The following is a 16,205-nucleotide window of genomic DNA, read 5'->3' on the forward strand; positions in this document are numbered from 1 at the left end:
CCGCTCACGCCTCGGCGGCGCCCAGCACGGCGAGGAGCGCCCGGGCCTTCAGCCGCGTCTCCTCGACCTCCTCCTCCGGCACCGAGAGCGCGGTGATGCCGCCGCCGGTGCCCAGGCGGGCGCGCTCACCGTCGAGCACGAGGGTGCGGATCGTCATCGCGAGGTCCAGCGAGCCGTCCGAGCCCAGGCGGCCGAAGGCGCCGGAGTAGACGCCGCGGGGGCCGCCCTCCCACTCGCGGAGCAGCTCCACGGCCCGGCGCTTGGGCGCCCCGGTCATCGAGCCGGCCGGGAAGAGGGCCGCGATCAGCTCGGAGGTCCCGACGCCGGGCGCCCGGCGGGCCGAGACCTCGCTGACCAGCTGGTGGACGTGCGGGTAGCTCTCCACCTCGAGCAGGCGGTCGACGACGACGGAGCCGGGGGCGGCGATCCGGGCGAGGTCGTTGCGGACGAGGTCCACGATCATCACGTTCTCGGCCCGCTCCTTCACGCTCGAGACGAGCTCGTCCCGGAGCGCGCGGTCCTCGTCTGCGTCCCGGCCCCGGGGGCGCGTCCCCTTGATGGGATGCGTGGCCACGCGTCCGTCGGCGCCGCCGGTGAGGAACCGCTCGGGCGAGGCGCTGACGAGTGCGAGCGGGCCGAGGCGGATCAGCCCGCCGTGATGGCTCGGGCTCGAGCGGCGGAGGCGACGGTACGCCTCGACCGGATCGAACCGGCCCTCGACGACGATCTCGTCGGTGAGGCAGAGCTGGTAGGCGTCGCCCGCGCGGATGGCCTCCTGGCAGCGGCCGATCAGCGCCGTGTACTCGGCGGCGGAGTGACGGCGGATCGGGACGCCGGCGGGCTCGGGATCCGCGGGGTCCGCGGGTGCGGGTCCGCCGACGAGCTCGAGCATGCGCGCGGTGAGCTCCTGCACTTCTCCCGTGGCGATCAGGCGGACGGTCCGGGCCCCGTGGTCGAACTCGAGCACGGGGTCGCCCCGGAGCAGGGCGAGGGCGGGCGGATCCCCGGGGCCGGCGGGCGCCGTCGGCAGGGAGACGGAGGCGGCTCCGGCCTCGTAGGAGATCCAGCCGTAGCGGCCGAGCGCGCGGTCGCCCGCGGAGGCCTCGTCGTCGACCGCGGCGAGCGCCGCCGCCACGTCGCCGCCGGCCTCGACGAGGAGCACGTCCTCCGGGGCGCACGAGCCGAGGTAGGAGCGGCCGCTCGTCGCTCCGGGGCCCGAGTCGAGCCAGAACGACGTCTCGGCCGCGGCGAACAGGGCGACGTGCGCGAGCTCCGGATCGACCCAGGGCAGCTCGATCGAGCGGACGTGCTGATCCTCCGAGACCACTGGGCTAGCGTAGGCGGTCGTGGACGGCGAGCGGGTTCAGGTGTGGGACGGGCGGGCCCTGACGACCTTTCCCGAGCCGCCCGGCGCCTCCCTGGACGCGGCCGACTCCTGGCTGGTCGACGAGGGCCGGGTCCGCGGGCTCGACCTGCACCGCGAGCGCTTCGCCGCCTCCGTCGTGTCGGCGGGCGGGCACCCGGACGTCGAGCCGTTCCTCGACGCCGCGATCGCCGCCCTGCCCCGCGAGGGCCGCTCCTTCCCCCGCGTCGAGCTCTCCGGAGGCGCCCTGCGGCTCCGGCTGCGAGAGGCTCCGCCGACGACCCGCTCCGTCGTGCTGTGGACGAGCCCGGTGGATCCGCGGCGGACCCCCTCCTGGAAGGGCCCGGACATCGCGCGTCTGGCGCTCCTGCGCACGCGCGCGCGGGCCGCGGGAGCGGACGAGGCCGTGCTGCTCGACGCCGAGGGCGCCGTCATCGACGGAGCGAGCAGCGCGGTCCTGTGGTGGCTGGGCGACGCGCTGGTCGTCCCTCCGGCGACGAGCACCCGCGTGCGCAGCGTGACGGCGCGCACGGTCTCGGTGCTCGCGGGCGCGCTCGGCGTGGACGTGATCGAGGCCCCGGCCGAGCCGGAGTCGCTCGAGGGCCGGGAGGTCTGGACGGCGAACGCCCTGCACGGCCTGCGGCTGGCGACCGCCTGGGTGGACGGACCGGAGCTCGCCGCGGAGCCGGGCCGCCTGGACGCCTGGCGGAAGCGGCTGGACGCTCTCAGGCGGCCCCTCCCGGCGCTCTGACCCGCGGAGGACTCCAGCTCCCGCGCGTCCCCCAGACGGAGGGCCCCCGTTCCGGTCGCACTCGGGCGTCCGCCGTGCGAGCATCGAGTACCCCCTCTCCCGGCCCCGCCGCCACTCGAGAAAGTCCTGCGATGACGCGTTCCCCCTCCCCCCGCCCCCTCGCCTCCGGGCTGATCGCGCTCGTCGCGACCGGCGCCCTGCTCTTCGGCGCGACCCCGGCCCTCGCCGCCGAGAACCCGCAGAAGCCGCTCTCCTCCTCCGAGGAGGCGCCCACCGGCCTCGCCCCCGCGAGCGAGTCGCCCGAGGCCGCCCAGCAGACCGCCCGCGCGGCCGTCAGCTACTACAACGCCCTCGTCGGCGGCGAGGAGCTGGCCGCCGGCCAGCGCATCGTCTCGGGCACGAACGGCTACTCGTTCCGGATGCAGACCGACGGCAACGCCGTGACCTACGACCCGCAGGGCCGCCCCACCTTCGCCACGAACACCCAGGGCCGCGGCGACCACCTGGTGATGCAGACCGACGGCAACATGGTCGTCTACTCCGCCAAGGGCAGCCCCGTGTGGAGCACCGACACGACCAACGAGGCGGGCGCCTCCGTGATCATGCAACCCGACGGCAACCTCGTCGTCTACCGCGAGAACGGCTCGCCCGCCTGGGCGAGCAGCGTCCGCCGCGTCATCGCCGAGCCGGTGACCGACACCCTGTTCACGGAGCAGACCCTCCGCCCCGTCCACCAGCTGACCTCCGCCGACGGCCGCTTCAGCGCCGTCATGCAGAACGACGGGAACTTCGTCGGCTACGGCCCCCAGGGCGCCGTCTGGGGCACCGGCACCGGCGGCTCCGGCAACCGCATCACCATGCAGAAGGACGGCAACGCCGTCATCTACGGGTCCGACGGCTCCGTCAAGTGGTTCTCGGGCACGCGCGGGAAGGATCTCCGGCTGGGCATCAACAACGCCGGCTCGCTCATCATCGTGAACCCGTCCGACGACGTGATCTGGACCAGCCAGGCCGCGTTCCCCTCGACCACGCTCTACGCGGCGAACTCGCTCGAGGCCGGCAGCTTCCTCCGCTCCGCGAACGGCGTCTACCGAGCGGTGATGCAGGCGGACGGCAACTTCGTCGTCTACGGCAAGAACGGCCCGATCTGGGCGTCGAAGACCACCCGCGCCGGCGGCTTCTTCGCCATCGACACCAGCGGGCAGATCGCCGTGGGCACCGAGACGACGAGCGGATGGTCGGTCGTCCCGCCCGCCGCGTCGGTCGGCCCCTACAAGCTCGTCATGCAGGACGACGGCAACCTCGTCGAGTACGACAGCCGCCGCGCGGTCTGGGCCAGCCGCGGCTGACGCCCCTCGCCACGACGCCCCCTGGTCCCCGGACCGGGGGGCGTCGTCGTCTCCCCCGCCGTGGGACGATTCCCCCGACCCCGCCTCTCTTCCCGACAGGACCCCTCCGATGACGCACCTCCCCTCCGGCCGCTCCCTGGCCGTCCCTCTCGCGGCGCTCGCCGCCACGGGCGCCCTCCTGCTGGGCTCGCTGCCCGCCTCCGCGGTCGAGGCCACGCCCTCGGCCTCCTCCGCCGTCGCCTCCGCCGCAGTCCTCCGTGCCGGCGAGCAGCTCGCGCGGGGCGAGCGCCTGGTGTCCCCCGACGGCGGCTCCTCCCTCGTGATGCAGACCGACGGCAACGCCGTGGTCTCCGCCGCCGGAGGCCGGCCCACCTGGGCCTCGGGCACGCAGGGGCGCGGCGACAGCCTGCGGATGCAGTCCGACGGCAACCTCGTCGTGTACGCGGCCGACGGACGCCCCGTCTGGGCGAGCGGCACGGTGGCGGACCCGGGCGGCGAGCTGCGCATGCAGGACGACGGCAACCTCGTGATCTACCGCCGCAGCGGCTCGGCCGCCTGGGCCAGCAGCGTCGGGGGCCGGATCGACGAGCCGCGCACCGACACCCTCCGCCGCGGGAGCACCCTGTACGCGGGGAACCGGCTCGCCACCCAGGGAGGCACCACGGCGGTGATGCAGGCGGACGGCAACTTCGTCGTCTACGGGCTGGGCGGAGCTCTCTGGGCGAGCGGGACCCGCGGACAGGGCAACGTCCTCCGGATGCAGGACGACGGCAACGCCGTGGTCTACAGCGCGAGCGGCGCTGCCCAGTGGGCGTCGGACACGGCCGGCGAGCCGGGCGCCACGATGGTCCTCCGCGAGGGCGATCTCCGGATCGCGGACGACTACGGCGTCCTCTGGAGCAGTGCTGCGCTCGTCGTGCGCGATTCGCTCTCCCCGAGCGGCCGCGTCGTCGCGGGCACGCGGCTGACCTCGGCGAGCGGGCAGTGGCGGGCCGAGATGCAGCGCGACGGCAACTTCGTCGTCTACGGGCCGAACGGTGCGGACTGGGCCACGAACACCTCCTCCGCCTCCGGTGCCGACTTCTCGATGAACTCCGAGGGCTGGCTGACCGTGGCCGACTCCCGGAACCTGTGGCTGCAGTTCCCGAAGACCTTCTTCGGCATCGGCTCGAGCGGCGTCGTCGCGCCCTACCGCCTCGTGCTGCAGAACGACGGCAACCTCGTCGAGTACGACGGCCTCGGCCGGGCCGTCTGGGCGAGCCGGGGCTGACGCGAGACGCATGATGGAGGGGTGAGCGACCCCGGCGACTTCATCCGCTCGGCCCTCGAGTACGAGGGCGACGTCTGGCGCGCGCAGGACGTGCGCGAGCGCCTGGGCGCAGGGCTGGACTCGACGGGGGCCTCGGTCGGGGCGGTCCGCGGCACCGTCCGCGACGCGCTGAGGAAGTTCCGCTCGCTCGAGCACGACGACGTGACCGCCCTCTCCTCCGAGCTCTGGGAGCCGGCGGTGTTCGAGCCGCGCCTGGCGGCCGTGGTGCTGCTGCAGTCCCGCGCCGAGTGGCTGCGCGGCTCCGACCTCACCCGGCTCGAGGGCTTCGTCCGCGACTCGCGCGTGGACGAGCTGAGCGACCCGCTGGCCCGCGACGTCGTCGCTCCAATGCTGGCCGGGCTGCGCGGTGCGGCGCTGACCCGGGCGGACGCGGTCCTCGACCGCTGGGAGGCGGAGGGCGGGCGCCTGGCGCGCGCGGCCTCCCTGGCGCGGGCCTCGGCTCGGTCGGAGCACGGCTGACCGGCCGGTCGGGCGTGCCGACCGTCCTCGCGGAGCCGGGCGTCCCTCAGGCGGCCAGGTGCTCCACGGCCGCCGTGCCGTCCGCCACCCGGATCCGCGTGTCGAACACCAGGCCGGGATCGACGCGGTGCGCGATCAGGACCACCGTCCGCCCCTCGGCGGCGCGGAGCAGATCCCCGAGCAGCGCGTCAGCCACGGGAGCGTCCACCGACGCTGTCGGCTCGTCCAGCACCAGCACGCGGAAGTCGGCCAGGAGTGCGCGAGCGAGCGCGATCCGCTGCGCCTGGCCGCCCGAGACGAGCGAGCCCCGCTCCCCCACCCGCGCGTCGAGCCCGCCGCGTGCAGCGGCCCAGGGCCCGAGCCCGACCCGCTCCAGCACCGCCTCCAGCACGGCGTCGTCGGCTTCGGGCCGCGCGAAGAGGAGGTTCTGCCGGATCGTGTCGTCGAAGAGGTACGGCTGCTGCTCCACGAGCCCGACCTGCTTCCGCACCTCCGCCTGAGGGAGTGTGCGCGCCTCGACTCCGCCCAGGAGGTAGCTGCCGGAGTGGTCGAGGAAGCGCACCAGAGCGTGCGCGAGCGTGGTCTTCCCGGAGCCGCTGCCGCCGGTGACGAGCACGCGGGCGCCCTCCGGCAGGTCGAGCGAGACACCGCTGAGCGCGGCCGAGTCCGCGCCGGGCCAGCTCACCGACAGGTCGCGCATGACGATGCCCGCGCCCCGGGGAGCCCGGGCGTGCGGGTCCACGTCCGCGTCGGTCGCGAGCGCCGGCGACGCCGCCTCCGCGTCCAGATCGGCCAGGCGCTGCGCACTCGAGAGGGCGGTGCGCGCCGCCTGCACGGCGAGCGGCGCGGCGGCGGCGACCTCGAAGACCGCGAGCGGCACGAGCGCGACGACTCCCAGCGCCGGACCGCCGAGGTCGCCGACCACCGGGATCCCGAGCGCGAGGCCCGCCCAGACCGCACCGCCCGAGCAGAGAGCGAGGACGGCCGCGGCCAGTCCGGCGGAGGCCGCCCGTCGTCGCGCCGCCCGGGCCAGCGACTCCTCCGCGCGTGCCACGTCCGCCAGAGCTTCTCCGGCCGCGTCGAAGGCGATCAGCACGTCGAGGCGGGTGACCAGCAGGTTCAGGCGCTCGGCGAGCTCCCCTCGCAGCGGCGCCAGCTCGCGGTCCGCCTGCGCGGAGAGCCGGCCGGCGCCCAGCGCCCCGCCCGCGAAGGCGAGGACGAGCAGCGCCAGCAGCACGGCGCCCATCGCCGGCAGCAGCAGCCAGACGCCGACCACGGAGACCGTCGCGACTACCGCCACGACGGCCAGCGGCTGCACGACGCGCAGCGGCACGTCCTGCTGGGCGTCGACGTCCGACACCACCCGGGAGACCAGATCGCCGCGGCGCACGCGGCCCAGCCCGTCCGGCGCGACCGGCACCAGGCGCTCGTACACGCCCGCCCGGAGCTCCGCCAGCGCGCGGAAGGCGGCGTCGTGGCCGGTCAGCCGCTCGAGGTAGCGGAAGAAGGCCCGCGCCAGCGCGAACGCCCGCACGCCCACGACGGCCATCGAGAGGAACAGGATCGGGGGCTGCTCGGCCGCGCGGACGATCAGCCAGGCCGAGCAGGCCAGCAGGGCCACGACGGAGGCGGAGGAGAGCAGCCCGAAGGACAGGCCCGGCAGGAAGCGGCGCGGCCCGGGCATCGCGGCACGGAGGACGTCGGAGCGGTTCACCTCGCGACCACCCCCGCGGGCGCCAGCGCGATCACGGTGTCGGCCGCCGCGACGGTCGCGGGCCGGTGGCTGGCGACGACGACGATCGTCCCGCTCTCGGCCAGCGTCCGGAGCCCGGCGAGCAGGGCCCGCTCCGACTCCTCGTCGAGGGCGGCGGTCGGCTCGTCCAGGGCCAGCACGGCGCACTCGCGCTCGAGCAGGCGGTGCACGGCGCGGGCGACGGCGACGCGGGCGCTCTGCCCGCCCGAGAGGCCCGTCCCCTCGGCGTCGAGCCGGCGCTCCGGGTCCACGTCGGCCGCGGCGATCGCCAGGGCCCGCCGCACGCGCTCGGGGTCCGGCGAGAGCGCTCCGAGCCCGACCGTGGACGCGACGGTCCCTGGGAGCAGGTCGGGCCGCTGGCCCGCCCAGGCGAGCATCGAGCGCAGATCCGCGACCGGCGACCCGCCGAGCAGCAGTGTGCCGGAGAAGGGCACGAAGCCCGCGAGCGCGGCGAGCAGCGTCGACTTCCCGGATCCGCTGGGCCCGGTCACCACGGTGATCGAGCCGACGGGCAGCACCGCGTCCACAGGAGCGAGCGTCCGGCCGCGTCCGTCGTCGACCGCGAGCCCCCGCAGCTCGAGTGCTCCCGTCGCCACCGGGGCCGCCCCACGAGGGGGCAGGGCCGCCGCGCGCTCGAGGACGGCGAAGGCGCGGTCCGCCGCCTGCACCCCGTCGGCCGCCGCGTGGAACTCGGCACCCACCTGGCGCACCGGCAGGAACACGTCCGGCGCCAGCACCAGCACGAACAACCCGACGGCCAGCCCCAGCGAGCCGTCGACGAGCCGCAGCCCGATCGAGACCGCGACCAGTGCGACCGACAGCGAGCCGGCGAGCTCGAGCACGAAGCCGCTGACGAAGGTCACTCGCAGCACCTTCATCGTGTGCACGCGGTAGTCCTCGGTCAGCGCGCGGATCCGCGTCGCCTGCCGCTCGGCCCGCCCGAAGATCTTGAGCGTCGCGAGGCCGCCGACGGTGTCGACGAAGCCGGACGCGAGGGCCTGCAGCCGCTCCCACTGCCGCGCCTGCACGGCCTGCGTCGCCCAGCCGATCAGCACCATGAACACCGGGATGAGCGGCAGGGTCACCACCAGGAACACCGCGCTGAGCGGATCGGCGAGGAAGACCACGAGCGTCAGGAGCGGCGTCGCCACCGCGGTGGCGATCAGCTGCGGGAGGTAGCGGGCGAAGTAGCCGTCGAGGGAGTCCAGTCCGCCGCCCAGCAGCGCGACGACACCGCCCGATCCCCCCTCGGAGCGCCCGGCCGGGCCGAGCTCGACCAGCGCGGCGAGGACCGCCTGCCGCAGCTGAGCCTTCGCTCCTGCTCCGCCGCGCACCGCGTTCGCCTCGGTCGCCCAGGCGAGGGCCGCCCGCGCCGCGACGACCGCGAGCAGGGCGGCCAGGAGCGGCGCGAGGTCGTCGGCGCTCCTCCCGTCGACCGCGCCGGCCACCAGCTGCGCCACGAGCCACGCGAAGGCGACGATCGCGAGGGTCCTGGCCAGCGCGAGCGCTCCGCCGAGCAGGAGGAACACGCGGGCCGCCCGGGCGTAGCGGAGCAGGCGCGGATCGAGGGGCTTCACGTCAGTGGGCGTCGACCGGGATGTGCGCGCGGCTGATGCGCTTGCGGAAGATCCAGTAGGTCCAGGCCTGGTAGCCGACGATGAGCGGCACGAACACCAGGGCGGTCCAGCTCATGACCGTCAGCGTATAGGGCGTGCTGGAGGCGTTCTCGATCGTCAGCCCGTAGGCGGGGACGTTCGAGGCGGGCATCACCGCGGGGAACAGCGTCGCGAAGAGGGCGAGCACGGCGAGCGCGATGGTGCCGGCCAGCAGCGCGAAGGCGCGTCCCTCCCGGCCCCGCGTGATGGCGAGCCAGCCGCCGATGAGGGTGGCGGCCGCCCCAGCCGAGAGCGCCCAGGAGGCGGTGCTCCCCTGGCCGACGTTGGTCCAGGCCAGGAAGACCGCGGCGACGACCACGGTGAGCAGCCCCGCGCGGGCCGCCAGGCGGCGCGCCCGCTCGCGGATCCCCCCCTCCGTCTTCAGGGCGACGAAGACGACTCCGTGCGTGAAGAAGAGCAGGAGGGTCGTCGCTCCGCCCAGGAGCGCGTAGGGGTTCAGCAGGTCCAGGACGGTGCCGATGTAGTTGTGGTCGGCGTCCATCGGGACGCCCTGCACGATGTTGGCGAAGGCCACTCCCCAGAGGAAGGCGGGCACCGCGGAGCCGACGACGATCATCGCGTCGAAGCGCCGCTTCCACTGCGCCTCCGGGCGCTGGTGCCGGTACTCGAACGAGACGCCGCGAGCGATCAGCGCGAGCAGGATGAGCAGCAGCGGCAGGTAGAACCCGCTGAAGAGCGTGGCGTACCACTCCGGGAAGGCGGCGAACAGGGCGGCCCCGGCGACGATCACCCACGTCTCGTTGAGGTCCCACACCGGGCCGATCGTGTTGATCAGCACGCGGCGGTCGGTGTCGTCGCGCCCGAGGAACGGGAGCGACATGCCGACGCCGAAGTCGAACCCGTCGAGGACGAAGTAGCCGATGAAGAAGAACGCGACGATCCAGAACCAGAGAACGGCGAGATCCATGGGGGGTGCCTCCTAGTAGACGGTGCCGACGAGCTGCGGGCGACCGCTCTCCTCGTCGACCTCGGGAGCGTCGTCGGGGCCGGCCTGCGCGGCCCGCTTGATCAGGCGGAACTCGACCACGGCGAGCGTGCCGTAGATCGCGGTGAAGGCGAGCAGCGAGATCAGGACCTCGAGGCCGCTCACTCCGGGCGAGACTCCGTCGGCGGTCTTCAGCAGTCCGAACACGAGCCACGGCTGGCGGCCCATCTCGGTGAAGACCCAGCCCACGATCATCGCCATCAGCGGCAGCGGGGCGGCCCAGACCGCGATCTTCCACATCCACTGCTTCGGCTCGCGGCCCTTGCGGGTGAACCACAGGCCCGCCGCGGCCACGCCGATGGCGAGGACGCCGAGCGCCATCATCCAGCGGAACGACCAGTAGGTGACCCAGATGATCGGCGTGTAGTCGCCGGGCCCGTAGACCCGGGTGTACTGCGCCTGGAGGTCGTTGATGCCCTCGACCGTGCCGGTGAAGGTGTGAGTCGAGAGGAAGGAGAGCAGGTAGGGGATGCGGATCGAGAACAGCTCGCTCGAGCCGTCCGGAGTGCCCCAGGTGAAGACCGAGAAGGAGGCGTCGACGCCCGTGGACGTCTTGTAGAGCGCCTCCGCGGCCGCCATCTTCATCGGCTGCGTGTCGACCATCGCCAGGCCGAGCGAGTCGCCGGTGAACAGGGTCAGACCACCGCTTATGAGCATCATCCAGGCGCCGAACTTCAGCGCGGGGCGCATGGTCTCGAGGTGCTGGCTCCGCGAGAGGTGGTACGCCGCGACGCTGACGATCACGGCCGCCGAGACCATGAAGCAGGCGAAGATCGTGTGCGGGAACGCGGCGAGCGCGACCTTGTTGGTCAGGAGCGCCCAGATGTCCGTGAGCTCAGCGCGGCCCTTGGTCTCGTTGATGCGGAAGCCGACCGGGTTCTGCATGAACGCGTTCGCGGCGATGATGAAGTAGGCCGAGAGGGTGGTCCCCAGCGTGGTCAGCCAGATGGTGGCCAGGTGCAGCTTCTCGGGCAGCTTGTCCCAGCCGAAGATCCAGAGGCCGATGAAGGTCGCCTCGAGGAAGAAGGCGAGCAGGCCCTCGAACGCGAGCGGCGCCCCGAAGACGTCGCCGACGAAGCGGGAGTAGTCGCTCCAGTTCATCCCGAACTGGAACTCCTGGACGATCCCGGTGACGACGCCCATCGCGAAGTTGATCAGGAAGAGCTTCCCGAAGAACTTCGTCAGCTGCAGGTAGTGCACCTTCCCGGTGCGCACCCAGCAGGTCTGGAAGATCGCGACGGTGAGCGCCATGCCGATCGTGAGCGGCACGAACAGGAAGTGGTAGATCGTCGTCAGACCGAACTGCCATCTCGACAGCAGGAGCGGATCCAGGAGTTCGTTCACAGCTCCGAGAGTAGGTCGGCGCGAGGGGTCCGGCGGCCTCCGATCCCAGTACTGGGGCGGATGTGCGGCCCTCCGCGGAGTTCCGGCGACACCCTTTCCGGGGTGGCCCCGGACGCCCCTCCGAGCAGGACCGCCGACCGGTCGCTCGACGTCGAGACAGTCCCTCTCGACGTCGAGCAAGTCGCCCGCGAGGCGACTGCCGAGCAGGGCTCGCCCCCGTCGGACGCGCCGCCGCCGACCTCTCGACGCCGAGCGATCAGGCGACCGGCCGAGTACTGAGGGTTCGTCTCACGCGGATCCAGCGCTTTCCCAGGCGCACATCCGCGACATCGGTCGTGGGAATCCGTTCAGGGCCTGCCCTCGCCGACGGACGCGTCGGGCGCGGGCACTCGGTGACGCCGATGCCGTGGCGCCGTCGGAAGGCGCCCCGCGGGTCAGCCGGCGTCGACGCGCGAGCGGGAGCCGGAGAACCAGGCGGGCGCCTGGAAGCCGTACTTCAGCACGGGCAGATCGCGCGTGAGGCGCCAGTAGCCCAGAGCCGCCGCGACGCCGATCCCGCAGACCAGGAGCGGCACGACCGGACCGATGACGTCGAGCCAGCGCTGTCCCTCGAAGAGCAGCAGGCCGCTCGTGGCGAGCGAGACGAAGAGGACGTGCACTACGTACACCGGGAGCGTGTTGCGGCCGATGAAGGTGATCCAGCCCGCGCCGCGCCTGGTCGAGAGGAAGCGGGCGACCACGAGCCCGGCGAGGACCGCCAGGACGCTCACCAGGACCAGCCCGATCGTCAGCAGCGGGAAGCGGCCGCGGACGGCGAGGATGACGCCGGCGAGCGCGAGGAACAGCACGCCGAAGCCGAGTCCGCTGACGATCCCGCGGCGCTCCACGAACGCGATCACCGCGTTCCGCAGGTAGAGGCCGAGCAGGAAGAACATCAGGTAGCGGGCCATGCCGTCCCAGGCGATGTTCCCGGTGCCCTCGGAGGTGCTGGAGCGGACGGCGTACCAGACCACGGCGATCGCGGTCGCGATGCCGATCTGCACCCGCCAGTCGATCCGGCCCTGCGCGAGCTTGGCGGCCGCGAAGAAGATGGTGAGCGCGTAGAGGAACCAGAGCCCGTTGTGCGGCATCACCGGCTGGAGGAGGAGCGCGAGCGGGTCGGACTCGTTCGTCCCGCCCGGGTTGGGCACCACCAGGAAGAAGAGGAAGCGCACCACCGACCAGAGCAGGAACGCCCACACCAGCAGGCTCAGCCGCGAGCGCCAGAGCTCCGACCACGACCGGGTGAGCACCGAGCCGGCGAACAGCCCCGAGGCGAGGAAGAACAGCGGCATCCGGAAGGTGATGAGGAGCAGGTTGATGTCGTTCCACGAGTCGGGGGCGATCCCGGCCGTCGTGGTCCACTGAACGGAGTGGGCCAGGGCGACCAGGATGATCGCGATGCCCTTCGCCGTGTCCACCCAGGTGATGCGTGCGCGTGCCATGAGTCCTCGTCGTGATCGTCCATCGGAAGTCGGCCGGCGGCGACGATGGCGATGGCGATGTGCAAGTGTGGCACGGCTGTGCATCCTCTGTGATGTTCTGCGCGGATCCGATCGCGACGATCCGGTGACGCGGAGACGGCCACCCGGTGCGCGGGGCCTCGAACGGCCTCTCGCGGACGACGCGCGTCCGCCGATGCCCGATGATCGAGCCATGACTCGAGCGACGCCCTCCGGCTCCGCCCCCGGCCCCCGCCGCATCCGCCTCCGCCTCCTGGTCGTGCTGCTGGTGCTCGCGCTGGTCCTCGCCGGCGCGGGCATCGCCCTCTCGCTCGCCTCCCGGGGCGGTGGCGGGGGCGATCCGGCCGCGGGCTCCTCCGAGCCCGGTCCGACCTCCTCCGTCGACATGGCCGAGAGGGTCGCCGGGCTCGAGAAGCGCTTCGCCGCCGGGTTCCCGCAGCACAGCATCGTCCTCACGGGCAGCTCCACGATCGGCCGCTGGACGACCTCGAAGGAGGACCTGCGCCCGCTCGAGACCTACAACATCGGGATCGGCGGGACGACGGTCGCCGATCACCTCGCGTGGCTGGACCGCATGGTCGCCCCCTTCGATCCCCGCGCCGTCATCGTGTACGTGGGAGCGAACGACATCAGCGGCGAGGAGGGCTCGCGCACCGGCGCGCAGACCGCGGGCGCCGTCGTCGAGTACCTCCAGCGCGTGGAGGAGGTCGCCCCCGACGCCGAGCTGTTCTACGTCGAGATCGCCCAGACGCCCGCCCGCGCCTCCGTCGGCGCCGAGGTCCGCGCCGCGAACAGCGCGGTCAGCTCCTACGCCGAGACGGACGACCGCGTCACCTTCGTCCCCACCGCCGAGGCGCTCCTCACCGCCGACGGCGCGGTCGACCCGTCCCTCTTCGTCGACGACGGCCTGCACTTCGACGAGGCCGGCTACGCCCGGTTCTCGGAGGCGGTCCGCGCGGTGGTCCTGCCCGCTCTGGAGTGAGCGGGCGGACCGCCGCATTGCGGCCCCGCTCCGCGTGAGCGGTTCGGGGACACCGCGCCCGGATCCCGCAGTGTTGACCCTGAAGGGGGACACGGCCCCTCGCCCGCGCGCGCCTATCCTGGCCCCGCGTCATCGCCGACAGCGCCCTCTGCACCGCCGCAGACCGCCGCTCGCTCAGCAGCGCCGACCGTCTCGGAGTCACCGATGCCCCGCTCGAGGATCCTCCCCCGTCGTCTCGCCCTGGTCACCGTCCTGGCGATCACGGCCGCCGCGCTCGTCACCGGTCCCGCGGGTCCGGCGTCCGCCGCTCCCGTCGTGCCCGCCGGATTCACCGACTCGAGGGTGGCGGCCGTCCCCGCACCGACCGCTCTCGCCTTCACGACCGACGGGCGCACCCTGGTCTCCTCGCAGACCGGAGCGATCCGGGTGATCCGCGGCGGCGCCCTGGTCGCCACCCCGGCCCTCGACCTGCGCTCGAAGGTCTGCGCCAACGGCGAGCGCGGCGTGCTCGGCCTCGCGGTCGACCCCGCACCGGGCTCGCGCACTGTCGTCGTCTACTACACCGCGAAGGGCTCCGACTCCTCCTGCCCGACCAACGCCGGCGGCACGGTCAATCCCGCGGGAGCTCCGCGCAACCGCGTCTCCTCGTTCCAGCTCGGCACCGACGACCGCATCGACCCGGCCTCCGAGCGCGTCCTCCTCGACGGCATCTACTCCCCCGCGAGCAACCACAACGGCGGCGACCTCGCCATCGGCAAGGACGGTCTGCTCTACGTCAGCGTCGGCGACGGCGGCTGCGACTACCGCGGCGGAGTCGGCTCGCCGGGCGGCAGCGGCTGCGGCGGCCGGAACGACGCCGCGCGCGACCCGAACATCCTGAACGGCAAGATCCTGCGGGTCACCCTCACCGGCGGCGTCCCGGCCGGCAACCCGTACCTGGGCACCGGAACCGCCTCGTGCCGGCTCGCCCCGGCCGCCGCGGGCGTGCGCTGCCGCGAGACGTTCGCGAGCGGCCTGCGCAATCCGTTCCGGATGGCGTTCGACCCGAACGCGACCGGCACCGTGTTCCGCATCAACGACGTGGGCCAGGACGCCTGGGAGGAGATCGACCAGGGTGTCGCCGGCGCCGACTACGGCTGGAACACCCGCGAGGGCCACTGCGCGAAGACAGGCTCGGCCTCGAACTGCGGAGCCGCGGCGCCCGCCGGGCTCACCGACCCGGTCTTCGACTACGCGCACAGCAGCGGCTGCGCCTCGATCACGGGCGGCGCCTACGTCCCCCGCGGTGTCTGGCCGGCCGCCTACGACGGCGCGTACCTCTTCGGCGACTACGTCTGCGGGAAGATCCGGACCCTCGGCCGCACCGGCGCGGCAGGCGATCTCGTGACCGGCCTCGGCGGCAGCAGCGCCGTCGCCATGGCCTTCGGCCCCTCGCGCGGGACCCAGGACCTCTTCTACACCAGCTACGCGAACGGCGGCGAGGTCCGGCGACTGGCCTACACCGCCGCGGCGAACCGCGCCCCGACCGCGACCCTCACCGCCGCCCCCTCCTCCGGTGCGGCTCCTCTCGCCGCGCGGCTGAACGGCTCCGGCAGCAGCGACCCGGAGGGCGGCGCTCTCACCTACCTCTGGTCCTTCGGCGACGGCACCCCCGACCGCATCACGACCGGCCCGACCTTCACCCACAGCTACGCCGCCGGCAGCTTCACCGCGTCCCTCCGCGTGCGCGATCCGAAGGGAGCCGTCTCCGCGCCCGCGACGACGAGGATCACCTCGGGAGACAGCGCGCCGACGGTGAGCATCACCGCACCCGCCGACGGAGGGGTGTTCGTCACGGGCCGGAGCTACGGTCTCCGCGCCACGGCTACCGATCCCGAGGACGGCTCTCTGCCCGCCTCGGCGCTCACCTGGACGGTCCAGCGCCGCCACGCGCAGCACACGCATCCCTTCCTCGGGCCGCTGACGGGGAACGACCTCTCCTTCGTCGCCCCCGGTCCGGAGGACCTCGCCGCCGCCGCGGACAGCGACCTCCTGATCAGCGTCACGGCGACCGACTCGAGCGGAGTGTCGACGACGGCGACGCGGACGTTCTCGCCGCAGAAGGTCTCCGTCACCCTGGCCACCGCTCCCGCCGGCCGGACCGTCGTCGCCAACGGCACCGAGGTGGCCGGAGGCACGACCGTCGTCTCGTGGGCGGGCTCGGCTCTCCAGCTGGAGGTCCCGGACCAGACCGACGCGTCGGGCACGGCCTACCGGTTCTCGTCCTGGTCGGACGGCGGCGCCGCCTCGCACAGCGTCGTCACTCCCGGGAGCAGCACCACGCTGACGGCGACCCTCGTCGCTGCAGGGCTCCCCGGCGCTCCGACCGCGGTCACCGCCACGGCGGGCTCGGACGGCACGGCGACGCTCGCGTGGTCGCCCCCTGCGGGGACCGGGGGCTCGGCGGTCACCGGCTACCGGGTGTCGCGCGACGGGTCCGACACGAGCGGAGCCGGAGCCTGGAGCGCCGTCGTCGCCGCGACCAAGCGCTCGCAGACCTTCACGAAGCTGGTCCCGGGCCGCAGCTACACGCTCTCGGTGCAGGCGGTCACGGCGAGCGGCACCGGCCCGGCCGCCTCCGCGCTGGTCGCCGTCCCCTGACCCTCCGCGTCCACCGGCCTCCCGGGCCCAGCCCTGCCGCCGCCCAGCCGTGCGCCCCTACGATCGAGCCA

Annotated in this window: 12 protein-coding genes; 6 read left to right on the forward strand and 6 right to left on the reverse strand. The window is 73.7% G+C overall.

Going from position 1 to position 16,205, the window contains the following annotated elements; all coding sequences use genetic code 11:
• Positions 1 to 4 precede the first annotated feature (4 nt).
• Entirely contained in the window at positions 5 to 1,327 is a 1,323-nt protein-coding gene (locus GSU45_RS09675) for an anthranilate synthase component I family protein (RefSeq protein WP_159914536.1), read from the reverse strand.
• A 19-nt stretch (positions 1,328 to 1,346) separates the two neighbouring features.
• Here GSU45_RS09675 and GSU45_RS09680 point away from each other — a divergent pair, with 19 nt between their 5' ends.
• The 4 genes from GSU45_RS09680 (at position 1,347) to GSU45_RS09695 (ending at position 5,252) form a co-directional block, all read left to right on the forward strand.
• Entirely contained in the window at positions 1,347 to 2,114 is a 768-nt protein-coding gene (locus GSU45_RS09680; RefSeq protein ID WP_244248083.1) for an aminotransferase class IV, read from the forward strand.
• 131 nt (positions 2,115 to 2,245) lie between these two features.
• Positions 2,246 to 3,463: a hypothetical protein gene (locus GSU45_RS09685; RefSeq protein ID WP_159914538.1), complete on the forward strand. Its 1,218-nt coding sequence runs from the start codon at positions 2,246 to 2,248 to the stop codon at positions 3,461 to 3,463.
• Between the two features lie 109 nt (positions 3,464 to 3,572).
• Complete coding sequence (locus GSU45_RS09690) at positions 3,573 to 4,733, forward strand: hypothetical protein (RefSeq protein ID WP_159914540.1); 1,161 nt, start codon at positions 3,573 to 3,575, stop codon at positions 4,731 to 4,733.
• A 21-nt stretch (positions 4,734 to 4,754) separates the two neighbouring features.
• Complete coding sequence (locus tag GSU45_RS09695; protein WP_159914542.1) at positions 4,755 to 5,252, forward strand: DNA alkylation repair protein; 498 nt, start codon at positions 4,755 to 4,757, stop codon at positions 5,250 to 5,252.
• A gap of 46 nt (positions 5,253 to 5,298) precedes the next feature.
• Here GSU45_RS09695 and cydC read toward each other — a convergent pair whose 3' ends face one another.
• The 5 genes from cydC to GSU45_RS09720 all read right to left on the reverse strand — a co-directional run bounded on the left by cydC (position 5,299) and on the right by GSU45_RS09720 (position 12,494).
• Positions 5,299 to 6,966 carry a thiol reductant ABC exporter subunit CydC gene (gene cydC / locus GSU45_RS09700; RefSeq protein ID WP_159914544.1) on the reverse strand — a complete coding sequence of 556 codons (1,668 nt, stop codon included), beginning with the start codon at positions 6,964 to 6,966 and terminating at the stop codon, positions 5,299 to 5,301.
• Positions 6,963 to 8,582 carry a thiol reductant ABC exporter subunit CydD gene (gene cydD / locus GSU45_RS09705; protein ID WP_159914546.1) on the reverse strand — a complete coding sequence of 540 codons (1,620 nt, stop codon included), beginning with the start codon at positions 8,580 to 8,582 and terminating at the stop codon, positions 6,963 to 6,965. Before cydD ends, cydC begins: the two co-directional genes overlap by 4 nt.
• Position 8,583: 1 nt before the next feature.
• Positions 8,584 to 9,588, reverse strand: a complete 1,005-nt coding sequence (gene cydB, locus GSU45_RS09710; RefSeq protein WP_159914548.1) for a cytochrome d ubiquinol oxidase subunit II — start codon at positions 9,586 to 9,588, stop codon at positions 8,584 to 8,586.
• 12 nt (positions 9,589 to 9,600) lie between these two features.
• Complete coding sequence (locus GSU45_RS09715; RefSeq protein ID WP_159914550.1) at positions 9,601 to 11,010, reverse strand: cytochrome ubiquinol oxidase subunit I; 1,410 nt, start codon at positions 11,008 to 11,010, stop codon at positions 9,601 to 9,603.
• Between the two features lie 434 nt (positions 11,011 to 11,444).
• Entirely contained in the window at positions 11,445 to 12,494 is a 1,050-nt protein-coding gene (locus GSU45_RS09720; RefSeq protein ID WP_159914552.1) for an acyltransferase family protein, read from the reverse strand.
• Positions 12,495 to 12,705: 211 nt separating this feature from the next.
• Between GSU45_RS09720 and GSU45_RS09725 the strand changes: the two genes are divergently transcribed.
• On the forward strand, positions 12,706 to 13,494 hold the full coding sequence (locus tag GSU45_RS09725; protein ID WP_159914554.1) for a GDSL-type esterase/lipase family protein: 789 nt from the start codon (positions 12,706 to 12,708) through the stop codon (positions 13,492 to 13,494).
• A 204-nt stretch (positions 13,495 to 13,698) separates the two neighbouring features.
• Entirely contained in the window at positions 13,699 to 16,134 is a 2,436-nt protein-coding gene (locus tag GSU45_RS09730; RefSeq protein WP_159914556.1) for a PQQ-dependent sugar dehydrogenase, read from the forward strand.
• Positions 16,135 to 16,205: the final 71 nt, after the last annotated feature.

Origin of the sequence: Rathayibacter sp. VKM Ac-2801, assembly GCF_009834245.1 — a bacterium.
Taxonomy (GTDB): domain Bacteria; phylum Actinomycetota; class Actinomycetes; order Actinomycetales; family Microbacteriaceae; genus Rathayibacter.

What these genes read in the sequence shown, in the direction of transcription:
- GSU45_RS09725 (WP_159914554.1), top strand. Translation starts at nt 12,706, where the DNA reads ATGACTCGAGCGACGCCCTCCGGCTCCGCCCCCGGCCCCCGCCGCATC.
- GSU45_RS09730 (WP_159914556.1), top strand. Translation starts at nt 13,699, where the DNA reads ATGCCCCGCTCGAGGATCCTCCCCCGTCGTCTCGCCCTGGTCACCGTC.
- GSU45_RS09685 (WP_159914538.1), top strand. Translation starts at nt 2,246, where the DNA reads ATGACGCGTTCCCCCTCCCCCCGCCCCCTCGCCTCCGGGCTGATCGCG.
- GSU45_RS09720 (WP_159914552.1), bottom strand. Translation starts at nt 12,494, where the DNA reads ATGGCACGCGCACGCATCACCTGGGTGGACACGGCGAAGGGCATCGCG.
- GSU45_RS09690 (WP_159914540.1), top strand. Translation starts at nt 3,573, where the DNA reads ATGACGCACCTCCCCTCCGGCCGCTCCCTGGCCGTCCCTCTCGCGGCG.
- cydB (WP_159914548.1), bottom strand. Translation starts at nt 9,588, where the DNA reads ATGGATCTCGCCGTTCTCTGGTTCTGGATCGTCGCGTTCTTCTTCATC.